16 protein-coding genes are annotated in these 13,985 nt (G+C 39.5%); 15 read left to right on the top strand and 1 reads right to left on the bottom strand.

All coding sequences use genetic code 11. The annotated features are described in order from the left end of the window. Positions 1-5 precede the first annotated feature (5 nt). From KTB61_RS07315 to KTB61_RS07250, 14 genes are all read left to right on the top strand, one after another. Complete coding sequence (locus KTB61_RS07315; RefSeq protein ID WP_022059222.1) at positions 6-554, top strand: DUF2815 family protein; 549 nt, start codon at positions 6-8, stop codon at positions 552-554. A gap of 81 nt (positions 555-635) precedes the next feature. After that, on the top strand, positions 636-815 hold the full coding sequence (locus KTB61_RS07310; RefSeq protein ID WP_022059221.1) for a hypothetical protein: 180 nt from the start codon (positions 636-638) through the stop codon (positions 813-815). 63 nt (positions 816-878) lie between these two features. Continuing rightward, positions 879-2,831, top strand: coding sequence for a DNA polymerase (locus tag KTB61_RS07305; RefSeq protein ID WP_216697140.1), 1,953 nt, complete (start codon positions 879-881; stop codon positions 2,829-2,831). Positions 2,832-2,887: 56 nt separating this feature from the next. Beyond that, positions 2,888-3,106, top strand: a complete 219-nt coding sequence (locus tag KTB61_RS07300) for an SHOCT domain-containing protein (RefSeq protein ID WP_022059219.1) — start codon at positions 2,888-2,890, stop codon at positions 3,104-3,106. A 61-nt stretch (positions 3,107-3,167) separates the two neighbouring features. Then, entirely contained in the window at positions 3,168-4,730 is a 1,563-nt protein-coding gene (locus KTB61_RS07295) for a recombinase family protein (RefSeq protein ID WP_216697139.1), read from the top strand. Then, the gene (locus tag KTB61_RS07290; protein ID WP_408630306.1) at positions 4,723-5,145 is read left to right on the top strand and encodes a recombinase; all 423 of its coding nucleotides are present in this window, start codon (positions 4,723-4,725) and stop codon (positions 5,143-5,145) included. The genes KTB61_RS07295 and KTB61_RS07290 overlap by 8 nt, the downstream gene beginning before the upstream one ends. Positions 5,146-5,148: 3 nt before the next feature. Then, a complete protein-coding gene (locus tag KTB61_RS07285; protein ID WP_216697138.1) occupies positions 5,149-6,723 on the top strand; it encodes a recombinase family protein in 1,575 nt (524 codons plus the stop codon). 178 nt (positions 6,724-6,901) lie between these two features. Beyond that, positions 6,902-7,330 (top strand): GNAT family N-acetyltransferase, encoded by a 429-nt coding sequence (locus KTB61_RS07280; RefSeq protein WP_029172350.1) that lies wholly within the window; start codon positions 6,902-6,904, stop codon positions 7,328-7,330. Between the two features lie 358 nt (positions 7,331-7,688). Continuing rightward, positions 7,689-7,910 carry a helix-turn-helix domain-containing protein gene (locus KTB61_RS07275; protein ID WP_216697137.1) on the top strand — a complete coding sequence of 74 codons (222 nt, stop codon included), beginning with the start codon at positions 7,689-7,691 and terminating at the stop codon, positions 7,908-7,910. A gap of 98 nt (positions 7,911-8,008) precedes the next feature. Continuing rightward, complete coding sequence (locus KTB61_RS07270; protein ID WP_216697136.1) at positions 8,009-8,422, top strand: GNAT family N-acetyltransferase; 414 nt, start codon at positions 8,009-8,011, stop codon at positions 8,420-8,422. A 212-nt stretch (positions 8,423-8,634) separates the two neighbouring features. Beyond that, positions 8,635-8,919, top strand: coding sequence for a DUF1905 domain-containing protein (locus tag KTB61_RS07265; protein WP_216697135.1), 285 nt, complete (start codon positions 8,635-8,637; stop codon positions 8,917-8,919). A gap of 63 nt (positions 8,920-8,982) precedes the next feature. After that, positions 8,983-9,333, top strand: a complete 351-nt coding sequence (locus KTB61_RS07260; protein ID WP_216697134.1) for a DUF2200 domain-containing protein — start codon at positions 8,983-8,985, stop codon at positions 9,331-9,333. An 83-nt stretch (positions 9,334-9,416) separates the two neighbouring features. Then, positions 9,417-9,770, top strand: a complete 354-nt coding sequence (locus KTB61_RS07255) for an ArsR/SmtB family transcription factor (RefSeq protein ID WP_216697133.1) — start codon at positions 9,417-9,419, stop codon at positions 9,768-9,770. Between the two features lie 74 nt (positions 9,771-9,844). After that, positions 9,845-12,196 carry a heavy metal translocating P-type ATPase gene (locus tag KTB61_RS07250; RefSeq protein ID WP_216697132.1) on the top strand — a complete coding sequence of 784 codons (2,352 nt, stop codon included), beginning with the start codon at positions 9,845-9,847 and terminating at the stop codon, positions 12,194-12,196. Positions 12,197-12,787: 591 nt separating this feature from the next. Here the strand turns inward: KTB61_RS07250 and KTB61_RS07245 are convergent. Beyond that, positions 12,788-12,931 (bottom strand): hypothetical protein, encoded by a 144-nt coding sequence (locus KTB61_RS07245; protein ID WP_330390901.1) that lies wholly within the window; start codon positions 12,929-12,931, stop codon positions 12,788-12,790. A 131-nt stretch (positions 12,932-13,062) separates the two neighbouring features. On the opposite strand from KTB61_RS07245, the gene KTB61_RS07240 reads away from it, so the two are divergent. Continuing rightward, positions 13,063-13,941: an AraC family transcriptional regulator gene (locus KTB61_RS07240; RefSeq protein WP_216697131.1), complete on the top strand. Its 879-nt coding sequence runs from the start codon at positions 13,063-13,065 to the stop codon at positions 13,939-13,941. The last annotated feature ends 44 nt before the right edge of the window (positions 13,942-13,985 follow it).

The following is a 13,985-nucleotide window of genomic DNA, read 5'->3' as shown; positions in this document are numbered from 1 at the left end:
CGATTATGGCGAATGTAAGAAAAACAAAAGTTATCACAGGCAAGAACACAAGACTTTCTTATTTCCACGGATGGGAGCCTACATCTATCAATGGCGGTCCTGAAAGATACAGCGTATCTGTTCTTATTCCAAAGGATGATAAGGAAACAGTAAAGGCAATCAATGATGCGGTTGATGCAGCTATTGAGGAAGGCATCGCAAAGTTCGGTGGCAAGAAGCCTAACAAGGCAGCAATCAAGCTTCCTCTTCGTGATGGTGACACAGAGCGTGAGGACGAGGCTTATGCCGGACATTGGTTCATCAATGCCAACAGTAAGACAGCACCACAGATTGTTGATAAGGCCGTAAAGCCTATCCTTGACCGTGATGAAGTGTACAGTGGTTGCTATGCGAGAGTTTCACTTAACTTCTATGCATTCAACTCCAATGGTAATAAGGGTATTGCTTGTGGTCTTGGCAACATTCAGAAGATTAGAGACGGAGAACCCCTTGGTGGTCGCAGCTCTGCAACTGATGATTTCAGCACAGAGGAAGATGACGATTTCTTATCTTAATCTGAACCGACCTTTTAACTTCCGGCAGGCGGTGTGAAACACCACCGTCTGCGACTATTACGAATATACGAGGTAAACGATATGAACGAATTATATGAATTAGCAAAGCAGATTGATGTGATTATCATCTTCTACATCTTTATGGGTGCTGGTATCTACGGCATTGTAAGCACCATTATGAATGGTATCTGGCTTGTCAAGGATTCAATCAAGAAACGTAAGGCAAAGAAAAAATCTGCTGAAGAAACAACTGAAGAATAAAAATGTGCAGGCGGTGGAGGACAATCCTCTGCCGTCTGTTTTACTTTGGAAGGAAGTGAGAATGTGAAATCAATCAGTATAGATATTGAAACCTTTTCAAGTGTGAGTCTGCAAAAATCCGGGGTTTACCGTTATGCAGAAAGTGAAGACTTTGAGATTCTACTTTTCGGATATTCCGTAGATGGTGGCGAGGTCAAGGTTGTAGATCTGGCAATGGGAGAAAAGATACCGGACGATATTATTGTTGCTCTTACAGATGATGAAGTAATAAAGTGGGCATTCAATGCACAATTTGAAAGAGTCTGTTTATCGAGGTATCTTCGTGATAATGGTGTATCTCTTAAGGGATATTGTCTTGATCCTGTGTCATGGCGTTGCACTCTTGTTTGGGCGGCAACTCTTGGACTTCCATTATCCCTGGAAGGAGTAGGAGCCGTTCTTGGTCTTGAAAAGCAGAAACTATCGGAAGGCAAGAATCTCATCAAATACTTCTGTGTTCCCTGTTCTCCAACCAAGGTAAACGGTGGCAGAACAAAAAATATGCCATATCACGATTTAGAGAAGTGGCAGCAGTTCAAAGCCTACAATATCCGTGATGTTGAAACGGAAATGGGTATTCAACAGAAGCTATCCCGTTTCCCGGTAAGCGAAACCATCTGGGATGAGTATCATTTAGATCAGGAAATCAATGACCGTGGAATTGGTGTTGATATGGTTTTTGTTAAGAATGCCATTGCCTTTGATGAGAAGAGCAAGACGGCACTTACAAAGCAGATGCAGGAACTTACCGGTCTTGAAAATCCTAACTCCGTACAGCAGATGAAAGGCTGGCTTTCTGACAACGGACTTGAAACTGGCAGTCTTGGTAAAAAGGTAGTAGCCGAGATGATTAAGGATGCACCGGAACACTTGGCAGAAGTCTTGTCTCTTCGTCAGCAGCTTGCTAAAAGCAGTGTGAAGAAATATACGGCTATGAAAAATGCCGTGTGCATGGATAACAGAGCAAGAGGAATGTTTCAGTTTTACGGAGCCAACAGAACTGGCAGATTTGCCGGAAGACTGGTGCAGCTCCAGAACCTGCCTCAGAACCATATGCCAGATCTTACACAGGCAAGAGGTCTTGTAAGATACGGTAACTTTGATGCCCTTGAACTGTTATATGATGATATCCCGGATACCTTGTCACAGCTTATCCGTACAGCCTTTGTGCCACAGGGAGATAACAAATTCATCGTTGCTGACTTTTCTGCCATTGAAGCGAGAGTCCTTGCGTGGCTTGCTGGAGAAAAATGGAGAATGAAAGTTTTTGAAGAAGGAAAAGACATATACTGCAGCAGTGCATCACAGATGTTCGGTGTTCCTGTTGAAAAGCATGGCATCAATGGTCATTTAAGACAGAAAGGTAAGATTGCAGAACTTGCGCTTGGATATGGAGGCTCAGTCGGAGCATTGAAAGCTATGGGTGCTATTGAAATGGGTCTGAATGAAGATGAACTGCAGCCTCTTGTCTATGCCTGGAGAAATTCAAATCCTGCCATCACAATGTTGTGGTGGGATATTGATAACTGTGTAAAGGAAACAGTCAAGAAGAGAATCACAACCGAAACTCACGGCATACGATTTATGTATGAGAGTGGATTTCTTTTTATCGTTCTTCCTTCAGGCAGAAGACTTGCATATGTAAAACCCAAGATGGGTGTGAATCAGTTCGGTGGTGCGTCTGTTACCTATGAAGGTGTAGGTGGTACAAAGAAATGGGAAAGGCTTGAAAGCTATGGTCCAAAGTTTTGTGAAAACATCACACAGGCAATCGCAAGGGATATTCTCATGTATGCAATGCAGACTTTAAGAAACTGTAATATCGTTGCTCATGTGCATGATGAAGTCATCATCGAGTGCAGAAAGAATATGTCCCTTGGTGCCGTGTGTGAGCAGATGGGAAGAACTCCACCCTGGGCGAAGGGTCTGCTTCTTCGTGCTGACGGCTATGAATGTCAGTTTTATAAAAAAGATTAATGAAAAACGTCCTTTTCAACCTCCTGCTAAGGCTACATGGTAGGAGGTGCTTTTTTATGCAGATTACAAAATTAGAAGACGGTGCAGCAGCACCAAAGCCTGACACAAAGGTGTTTACACAGGAAGAATTGCAGAAGGAATTTGACTTCATTCTCGCTGAAAGGATAGTTCGTAAGATGGCAGAAAAGGGTCTTATTTCTGATGATGAATTACACAAAATCTCCGAGAAAAATCGGCTTATTTTCTCTCCCTATCTATGCGAGATTTATCAGTAATTGACTTGATATATAACGGTTTCTACGGGAATATGTCATACGATAAAGCGAGGTGATATAAGTGAAGAATGTAACGAAAATCAATCAGGTTGATTTCTCCATTTTTAAGAAGACAAGGGTGGCTGCATACTGCAGAGTTTCAACTGATAGTGATGAACAGGAACTCAGCCTTGAAACACAGAAAAATCATTATGAGAGTTACATCAAAGCAAACAGTGAATGGGAATATGCAGGTATTTATTATGATGATGGTGTCAGCGGTACAAAGACTGCAAAGAGAGATGGGTTGTTAAGACTTATGGAAGACTGTGAAAAAGGTCTTATCGATCTTGTCATTACAAAGTCCATCAGCAGATTCAGCAGAAACACTACCGATTGTCTGACACTTGTAAGAAAGCTTTTGAATTATGAAGTCTATGTTATTTTTGAAAAGGAAAATATAAACACCGGCTCTATGGAAAGCGAATTGATGCTTGCCGTATTGGCCAGCATGGCAGAAAGCGAGTCACGTTCCATTTCCGAGAATGAGAAGTGGAGCATCAAGAAGAGATTCCAGAACGGTACTTATGTGATTTCCTATCCGCCTTATGGTTATGCCAATGTTGATGGTGAGATGGTGATTGTTCCAGAACAGGCAGAAGTTGTAAAAGAGATTTTTGCAGGATGCCTTGCCGGAAAGAGCACCCACATAATTGCAAAGGAATTGAATGAAAAAGGTGTTCCGACCAAGAGAGGGGCTAAGTGGACAGGCGCTACGATTAACGGCATTCTTACAAATGAGAAGTACATAGGAGATGCACTTTTTCAGAAGACCATCACAGATGCATCCTTCAAGCGAAAAAGGAACTATGGCGAAGAAGAACAATATTACTGTGAAAATCATCACGAGCCTATCATTGACAAGGATACCTTTGAAAAGGCAAAGGAAGCCATCAGACAGCGTGGACTTGAAAAAGGCAACTGCAGTGAGAATACAGCAAAATACCAGAACAGATATGCCATGTCTGGAAAAATCAAGTGTGGTGAGTGTGGAAGATCCTTTAAGAGAAGATACCATTACACTTCCCACGGCAGAAGCTACAATGCCTGGTGCTGTGGCGGACATATTGAAGATTCGAGTTCCTGCTCCATGAAGTTCATTCGTGATGATGACTTAAAGAGAGTGTTCCTTACGATGATGAACAAGTTGCGTTTCGGTAATGACCTGGTCTTAAAGCCACTTCTTATTTCCATCACTACCAGTAATTCGAAGAAGAACATTCACAGTATGGAAGACATCGAAAAGGATATGCAGAGCAATGAAGAACAGAGAAAGCAGCTGAATACACTTCTTACAAGAGGCTATCTTGAAAGACCTGTATTTGCCGAGGCTCATAACAAACTGATAATGGAGTATGAACAGCTTGCTGCAAAACGAGATCTTCTTTACAGAATGGATAACGCAGGCTACACGATGGAACAGGCATTAAGTGACATGGTTAGTTTCCTTAACGGAGCAGAGCCTTTTACTGAATGGGAAGAATCCCTATTTGAAAGATTTATAGAAAAGGTAAAAGTGCTGTCAAGGGATAAAGTTGAATTTGAATTTAAGTGCGGCTTAAAGCTAAAAGAAAGGATTGATTGAAATGGCACACATACCAGTAGGGTACAAAATAGTTGACGGTTGTGCTGTAGTTGATGAAACGGCTGCAGAACAAATAAGGGCAACCTACAGATACTATTTTGAAGGCAAGTCACTTATTAATGCAGCTAAAGATGCCGGTTTTAAGATGAACCATGCATCAGTAAAGAGAATGCTTTCTAACAAGAAGTATCTGGGAACAGACTATTACCCACAGATAATTGACGAAGAAACCCAGACAAGATTTCTGGAAGAGCTGACACGAAGGGCAGGAAACCTTGGAAGGCTCGACAGAAGATGCAAGGAACACAATAAGACAGTTCCTACAGCATTTCATTTCAAGCCAGCTGATTTAACATTTCCTGATCCATTCGAGCAGGCAGAATACATTTACAGTTTGATAGAAAGTGAGGAATAACCTATGGCAGGAGCAAAGAACATAACAGTTATTCCGGCAAAAAAACGTGTAGGTAATACGGTAACCGCAGAAGATAAGCCAAAGCTAAAGGTCGCAGCGTACTGTAGAGTAAGTACTGACAGCGAAGAACAGGCTACAAGCTACGATGCACAGGTTGAGCATTACACAGAATTCATTAGAAAGAATCCTGAATGGGAATTTGCTGGAATCTATGCTGATGACGGTATCAGCGGTACAAACACTAAAAAGCGAGAAGAGTTCAATCGAATGATTGAAGATACGATGGCAGGCAAGATTGATATGATTATCACAAAGTCAATCAGCCGATTTGCAAGAAATACCCTAGATTGCCTTAAGTACATCAGACAGCTGAAGGAAAAGAACGTGCCAGTATTTTTTGAAAAGGAAAATATCAATACTTTAGATGCTAAAGGCGAGGTACTTCTTACTATTATGGCATCACTTGCACAGCAGGAATCTGAGTCGCTTTCCAAGAATGTAAAGATGGGACTTCAATTCAGATATCAGAACGGGGAGGTTCAGATTAACCATAATTGGTTCTTGGGATACACAAAAGACGAGAATGGACATCTCATCATTGATGAAGATCAGGCTGTGGTGGTAAGAAGAATATTCCGAGAGTACCTTCAAGGCGCAAGCCTTAAAAATATAGCAGACGGACTTATGGCAGATGGTATTCCAACCGCAACCGGAAATATGAAATGGCGAAGTGATGGCATCAGAAAAATCCTTACTAATGAAAAGTATATGGGAGATGCTCTTTTACAGAAGACCTATACGGTTGACGTTCTTACAAAGAAGAGAGTTGCTAATAATGGAATTGTTCCTCAGTACTATGTTGAAAATAACCATGAAGCAATCATTCCAAGACAGTTGTTCATGCAGGTCCAGGAAGAACTGCAAAGAAGAGCTCATTTAAGAACGGAAAACGGGAAGAGGAAAAGGGTCTACAGCAGCAAATATGCATTATCGAGCATCATATACTGTGGTAAATGTGGGGATCTTTTCAGAAGAGTTGCGTGGAAAGCCAGGGGTGCATCTTATAACAAATGGAGATGTGCCAGCCGAATTGAGAAGGGACCGAAAAAAGGCTGTGATGCTGAGGCAATCAGTGAATCTGAAATTCAAAAGGCAGTCATGAGAGCCATCAATAAGACTCTTGGAGGAAGAGAAGAATTTTTGGCACAGCTACAGCATAATATCGAAGATGTGCTGAATGGTGATTCTACGGCAACACTTGAGTATATAGACCAAAGAATGGCGGAATTGCAGGAAAAGCTTGTGATGTGCGTAAATAAAAATGCCGAGTATGATGTTATAGCAAAGGAAATAGATGCCTTGAGGGAAAAGAAAGCAGCAGTTGTAACAAAGGATGCTGAACAGGAAATGCTCAGAAAACGAATTAATGAAATGCGACATTTTCTTCAAACACAAACAAGCAGAATCACAGAATATGATGAGCAACTGGTCAGAAGGCTTATTGAAAAAATCACAGTTTATGATGATAAATTAATCTTCGAATTCAAATCCGGCATGACTGTTGAACTCAAAAGATAATTGAATAGGAACTATTACATCAACACCTTGCAGCAATCGGGAGCATTCGTAAAACAGTTTCAGTCCCGGCAGTAATGTCTGCCGGGACTGTTCTTGTATAAATTGAAGCCGTATGATATGATTAAACAGACCGATAAACTTGAATAGGTCGAATAGATAATAATTTATGGAGGTTGTAATGGTAAGAATAGCAACTGTAAATGATGCGGAGCAATTAAACATCTTAAACAACGAATTTAATGGTGAGGGCGATACAAGCATAGACAATATTAGAAATTCCCTTATGAATAATAAACAGGAAGTTGTTATCGTTGCTGATGAAGATGATATGTTAGTTGGATTTGTTTGTGTTCAGCTTAAAAAATCGTTCTGCTATGATGAATATATGCCTGAAATTACAGAAGTGTATGTTAAACCAGCATACAGAAAAAGAGGCTTAGCGAGTGAGATGATTACTTTTGCAGAGGCTTATTGCAGTAAGAATTATCCACTTGACAAATATGAACTTCTAACAGGACAAGAAAATCTTGTTGCACAAACTGTATATAATAAACTTGGATATGTAGATGATAATGAACTTCATTTATCAAAAAGAGTGAAGAAGTAAGTCAAATTAAGATTTGTCGAACTGATACTAAGGGCGCACTTCTATACGGGTTAAACCCGTATGTGCGCTCTGCGAGACCGAACAGCTCGGCCCCCTGAATATCTGGGGTGCGTCACTGCGTTCCGTACAAGGGGATCCATCCCTTGCGCCGCTATGCGGCTATCCTTACATGAAAAAAGGCGTGATCACTTTCGTCACGCCTTTTGCCTATTTAACTGTCTTACGAACACCCCGCTAATGCAGGGTGTTTTTTCGTTCATAGAAAATTTACAGAGTGAAACCGTGTCTGGATTGAATTTATCAACCAAATGGTTTATAATGTGATAAGTGAGGTGCGTTTTAGACATGGAGGATAACGATGAAGACATCCGATATGATTAAAGAATTATGTAATAAAAAGAATATAAGTCTTTCAGAACTTGCCAGACGGATAGGTCAGACACCACAGAACTTTGGTAAGAAACTGAAACGAGATACTGTGAGCCTGGAAGAATTGAAACAGATTGCTGATGTCATGGGTGTAATCTTTGAACAGTCGTTTATCTTCCCAGACGGAGAGCAGATAAAAACGAGTAATTGAATTAGAATCCGATTACATATCTGAACTTATGATAGAGAGATAAAATTCCAATTTTCGGAATTAAACAAATTTGAATTTATAATTCGCATGGAGGATTCATGATGTTTTTACGCAAGAGTACGATAAACGATATTAAAGAACTTACAGCAATTTCCATCAAGGCATTTGATTCTGATATAGAAGTTGGCGGAAAAGAAGCAGGCGGACCGCCGGATTATGATTCGGAAAACTGGCATAGAGAGATGATGGAGCAGGATCACCTGTATACTTTTTTAAATGGTGATGGAATAATTGTGGGCGGTGCTGTTCTGTTTGTGGAAGAGGAATTATTCATCGGAAGAATATTTATTGATCCCGGATATTTTCGTCAGGGATACGGGATGAAGCTTATGACAGAAATTGAGGGCTTATTCGCTTCTAAAACAATAAAGTTGGATACCCCGACTTGGAACGAACGTACAAACCGGTTTTATAGAAAGTGTGGCTATACTGAAATCGGAAGAGATGACTAGAGCGTATTCTATGAAAAGCAAATGGGCTGAATCAATACCAAGGTTGAAAGAATGAAAGTAATATTCGGAGAGATATTTCCGATTTAGTGAACGATAACAAATTTTAATTTCCAAGTGCGAAAGGGTCAATAGAAATGGCTATTCAAGATATGCTTCTGGTGAGTCTGAAAGCGTTTAAAGATTTGAAGTTGTAAAAAGAAAGGTGCACAAGTATGAACGATAAAATATACAAGTATGAAGCAGTGATTGAACCCGTACCGGATAGGCATGGAGCGTTTGTCAGATTCCCCTATGATGTTAGAAAAGAATTTGGAAAGGGAAGAGTAAAGGTTCAGGCTACATTTGATGACATTCCTTATAGTGGAAGTATTGTGAATATGGGAGTAAAAAATACGGATGGTTCAATCTGTTATATCATTGGTGTGCGTAAAGATATTCAGGAAAAAATGGGAAAATATGCAGGCGATACAATTACTGTAACGATTAAGGAAGTATAAGATTAAATTTACATTATGAAAGATAACAATGAGAATTATGGTTTACAATAACAGGAGCCGAGAATGGGAAACGAAAAGATTTATGCAATGAGCTTTGCGAAAATATATCCTCTTTTAGTAAATAAAGCAGTTAAAAAAGGACGTGCCGAAGATGAAGTAAATGAAATTATACAGTGGCTTACAGGATACAGCACAGAAGAGATAAAAAATGCTTTTGAATCAGCAGTAAGTTATGAGAGCTTCTTTAAGAATGCACCTGCAATGAATTCTAAAAGAAAATTGATTAAAGGATCTGTCTGCGGTGTGAAAGTTGAAGAGATAAAAGAACCACTTATGCAGGAAATAAGGTATTTAGATAAACTGATTGATGAATTAGCAAAAGGGAAAAAGATGGAATGCATTTTAAGAAAGTAACCTATTGACAAGACGTAAACAATGACATATAATTTGATTAGTTGAAAGATTGCTCAACTAATCAAACAAAGGAGGGATTCGATATGGCAAACAAACTGACATGCGATTGTGATGTGATTCATGAAGATTTAGTTAATGATACCCGAAATAAAATGCAGCCTAAAGAAGATTATGTACAGCTGGCATCCTTGTTTAAGCTGTTTGGAGACAGTACCAGAATTCAGATTTTACATGCATTGGAACAGAATGAAATGTGTGTCTGTGATTTGGCGGTATTACTCGGCGTGACGAAGTCAGCTATTTCCCATCAATTAAAAGCATTAAAACTTGCTAACCTTGTCAAATTCCGACGTGAAGCTCAGATTATTTACTATTCTTTGGCAGATGATCATGTAAAAGAAATGATAGATATGGGCTTTGAACATATACATGAATGATGAATTTATTTCGTCATTTTTTACTCTTATAGTTGAACGATTGAACAACTACGAAATAAAAAGGAGGCTTTTATATGAAAAAAATATTTTTATTGAAGGGCCTTGATTGCCCAAACTGTTCTGCAAAAATCGAAAAAGAGGTTGGCGAGCTGGCAGGCATTCACTCTTCTATTGTTAATTTAATGAAACAAACATTGACGATTGAGTTTGACCCTGCAATTGCAGATACAATAGAAAAAAAGATTGAAACTATAGTACACAGTCATGAACCGGATGTAAAAGTTGTGGATAAAACATCTGAATCAATAAAGAAACAATATTTATTGAAAGGCCTTGATTGTCCGAATTGTTCCGCAAAGATTGAAAAAGAAGTAGGCGAACTGGATGGAGTGAACTCTTCTGTGATGAATTTGATGAAGCAGACATTAACAATCAGCATAGATGCTTCAGTAGATGCAACAATCGAAAAACAGATTAAAACGATTGTTCATAGTCATGAACCAGAAGTAGAGGTATCAGAATATATTGTAGAATCTATAAGCAAGACAAAAACAAATAATGTAAATGATGATGAGAATGAAAGCAGGAAAATGACCATTCGTCTGGTTGCCGGAGCAGCCATTTATGCAATCGGTATGGGACTGTCTGCGTTTACCGATGTATCGTTGACAGTAGAACTGGCATTTCTCATTGTGGCTTATATTATTCTTGGTGGCGATGTGGTGATGCGTGCAGTTAAGAATATATCCAAAGGCCGAGTGTTTGATGAAAACTTTTTGATGAGCCTGTCTACCGTTGGAGCTTTTGTTATCGGTGAATACCCGGAAGCAGTTGCAGTTATGCTGTTCTATCAGGTTGGAGAGTATTTTCAGGATATGGCAGTTAAGCGTTCCAGAAAATCCATTGCCGACTTGATGGATATTCGTCCGGATTCAGCAACGGTAAGTAGAGATGGAGAATTATTTACTGTGGCACCTGAGACAGTTGCAGTAGGAGAAGTAATCGTAGTAAAGCCTGGTGAAAAAATCCCATTAGATGGAATTGTTCTTGACGGCGAATCAATGCTTGATACAAAAGCCCTGACTGGTGAATCTGTTCCAAGAAATATTAAAAAAGGCGAGGAGGCTCTTTCAGGCTGCATCAATCAGAGTGGTGTTCTGACAATTCAGGTAACCAAAGGTTTTGGTGAATCTACAGTTTCTAAGATAATTGATTTGGTAGAAAATGCTTCAAGCCGTAAAGCACCAACGGAAAACTTTATTACAACGTTTGCACGTTACTATACTCCGGTTGTTGTAATTTTGGCAGCAATTCTTGCCATTGTTCCTCCATTGGTATTTGGTGGGGAATGGATCGAATGGATTCGCAGAGGCTTTGTATTCCTTGTTATTTCTTGCCCATGTGCATTGGTCATTTCTATACCATTGACTTTCTTTGGCGGAATCGGTGCAGCTTCTAAACATGGAGTGCTTGTAAAAGGAAGCAACTATCTGGAAGCACTTAACAGTGTTAGTGTCGTTGTTTTTGACAAAACAGGAACACTTACAAAAGGGGTATTTAATGTAACCGCTATTTTGCCAGAGAATGGTTTTACGGAAGAGCAGGTATTGGAATATGCTGCAAATGCAGAGAGTTTCTCAAATCATCCAATTGCAAAATCAATTTTGTCCGCTTATGGAAAAGATATTGAACAGAATGCTGTTACTAACTATAAAGAGATTTCTGGACATGGTATCAGTGTAGAAGTCAAAGGTAAAAAAGTTCTTGCCGGAAATACAAAACTGATGGATAAAGAAAAGATAACGTATGATTTATGCGAGAAAGTCGGTACAAAGGTTTATGTTGCTGTAGATGGTCAATATGCGGGCTGTATTTTGATTTCAGATGAAGTAAAGGCAGATAGTAAAAAAGCAATCGCCGATTTGAAACGTATTGGTGTAGAAAAGACGGTAATGCTGACAGGAGATGATGAAAGAATTGGTAAGGCGATAGCCGAAGAATTAAAACTGGATGAATATTACGCACAGCTTCTGCCAGACCAAAAAGTAGAAAAGCTAGAATTACTTGATAGCAAAAAACGTCAGGGGAGCAAGCTGGCTTTCATCGGAGATGGTATCAATGATGCACCTGTTCTTGCACGTGCAGATGTAGGTATTGCAATGGGCGGTCTGGGTTCAGACGCTGCGATTGAGGCAGCGGATGTGGTTCTGATGACAGACGAACCATCAAAACTCGTGGAAGCCATTGAGGTGGCAAAAGCAACAAAGCGTATTGTAAGTCAGAATATTGTAATTGCACTTGCTATCAAGGGCGTTTTCTTAGTGCTGGGTGCGTTTGGTATTGCTGGCATGTGGGAAGCGGTATTCGGTGATGTTGGAGTTGCAATTATAGCTGTCTTGAATGCGATGCGTATTATGAAAAAATAATAAGAGATATAAAGGGATTTGCAGAATTATCATTGTATCAAATAGAAAATGAGTTCATGCTTGAAAAATGGTTTCGCAGAAATACCAGCCGATAAAGAAAAATTTCCATTTGAGAGAGCTGACATTGCTTTTGAAAAATTCCTTTAATCTTGATGGAAAAATATTATTAGAGAACAGAAAATTATAGTTTGTCGAGCTGATGCGGTTAGACAGGAAACTTGAAATTTAGGTAGCATAGATTTACCTTATTTGCCTATACGAGCAATAAGGCTATTCAACACTCGTATCGGTTCGACATACCCATTTTAAGGCGAAAATAGGTGTTCCACCATTCCCTTGTACAGTAGGTATGAAATGCGTTACTCGTTGGAGAACCGAGCCATGTTGAGACGGTGTGTTTGATGTCAAGAAAAGCCAAATCATTAAACTAGTACGAAATGAAAAAATGTGAAGAGTTCTGTTTTAATAGGTGAGATGTTTTGAACCCTGAAAAGTAGAAATAACCCTCCGGGATATCGATTATGGTAATCCAGAGGGTTTTATTTTCATACTTTTATATATCTTTGGTTTTTACAACCTGTGATATCGTCCCTATTTCAGATTTACTTTAAAGAAATCTTCAAGCTTATCAAACGGAATTGCATCCTTTCCACCGCCATCATATAAGTCTGTGTGAACCATGTCAGGTATAATCAGAAGTTCCTTGTTATCAGTATATGGATTATCGTTTATCATATTGGCATAAGCATCCCTGCTAAAGTAACATGAATGTGCTCTTTCTCCAATTAACACTACACAGCATAAAATGTCGGGAGACTGGATTTGTTTCTTGATAAAATGTAGTCACAGAACAGGAGGAAAAGAATATGGAATGGATAGCAGGGATTCAAAGAGCGATTGATTATACGGAAGCTCACTTAACAGAAGAAATAGACTATGAGATTGTGGCGAAAGAGGCCTATTCGTCATCATTTCATTTTCAAAGGGTATTCAGTATTCTGTGTGGATTTACGTTGGGAGATTATATCCGTATGCGGCGTCTTTCTCTGGCAGCAGAAGACCTGATTCAAACAGATGATAGGGTTATAGACATTGCCTTGAAATATGGTTATGACACGCCAGAAAGTTTTACCAGAGCTTTTGCCCGTTTCCACGGAATTACGCCTACAGAAGCAAGGCATGGAGGTAATATCAAGTCTTTTTCCAGACTGTCTGTAAAACTTATTTTAACAGGAGGTAGTACGATGGACTATAGAATTGAGAAATTGGATGCTTTTCAGGTTATCTGCAAACGTAAGACAGTAGGAAAACCTGCAAATGCAGCGGCAACAGCAGATATTTCTGCATTTTGGGGAGAATGTGCAGCGGATGGATCTACACAGCAGATTATCAGTTATTTTCCTAAAAAACCTAAACTGAAAGGTTTGCTTGGCATATGCTTTTCTGCCGAAATGCAAGCTTCAAAGTTTCCGTATGGTATTGGTGTAGAGTATGACGGCAGCCCGGTGGATCAGGATAGCCTGGAGATTATAGAAATTCCGGCATATACTTATGTTGTGTTCACCTGCAAAGGGAAAATGCCAGATGCTTTTGTGGAAACTTATCGGAAGATTGTTTCAGAATTCTTTCCACAGAGTGATAAGTATGAGTATGGTCAGGGGATTGAACTTGAAGTATATCCTTCTGATAAGGTCAGCGATCCAAATTATACCTGCGAAATCTGGATTGCAGTTAATGAAAAATAAGTATAGAAAAGAAGTGCCCACTAAAGTTTTTTTAGTGGGCACTT

The sequence above is a fragment of the Anaerostipes faecalis genome (assembly GCF_018982945.1).
GTDB lineage: Bacteria > Bacillota > Clostridia > Lachnospirales > Lachnospiraceae > Anaerostipes > Anaerostipes faecalis.
The sequence above is the reverse complement of the archived record's forward strand: the minus strand, read 5'-3'. Positions and strand labels throughout refer to the sequence as shown.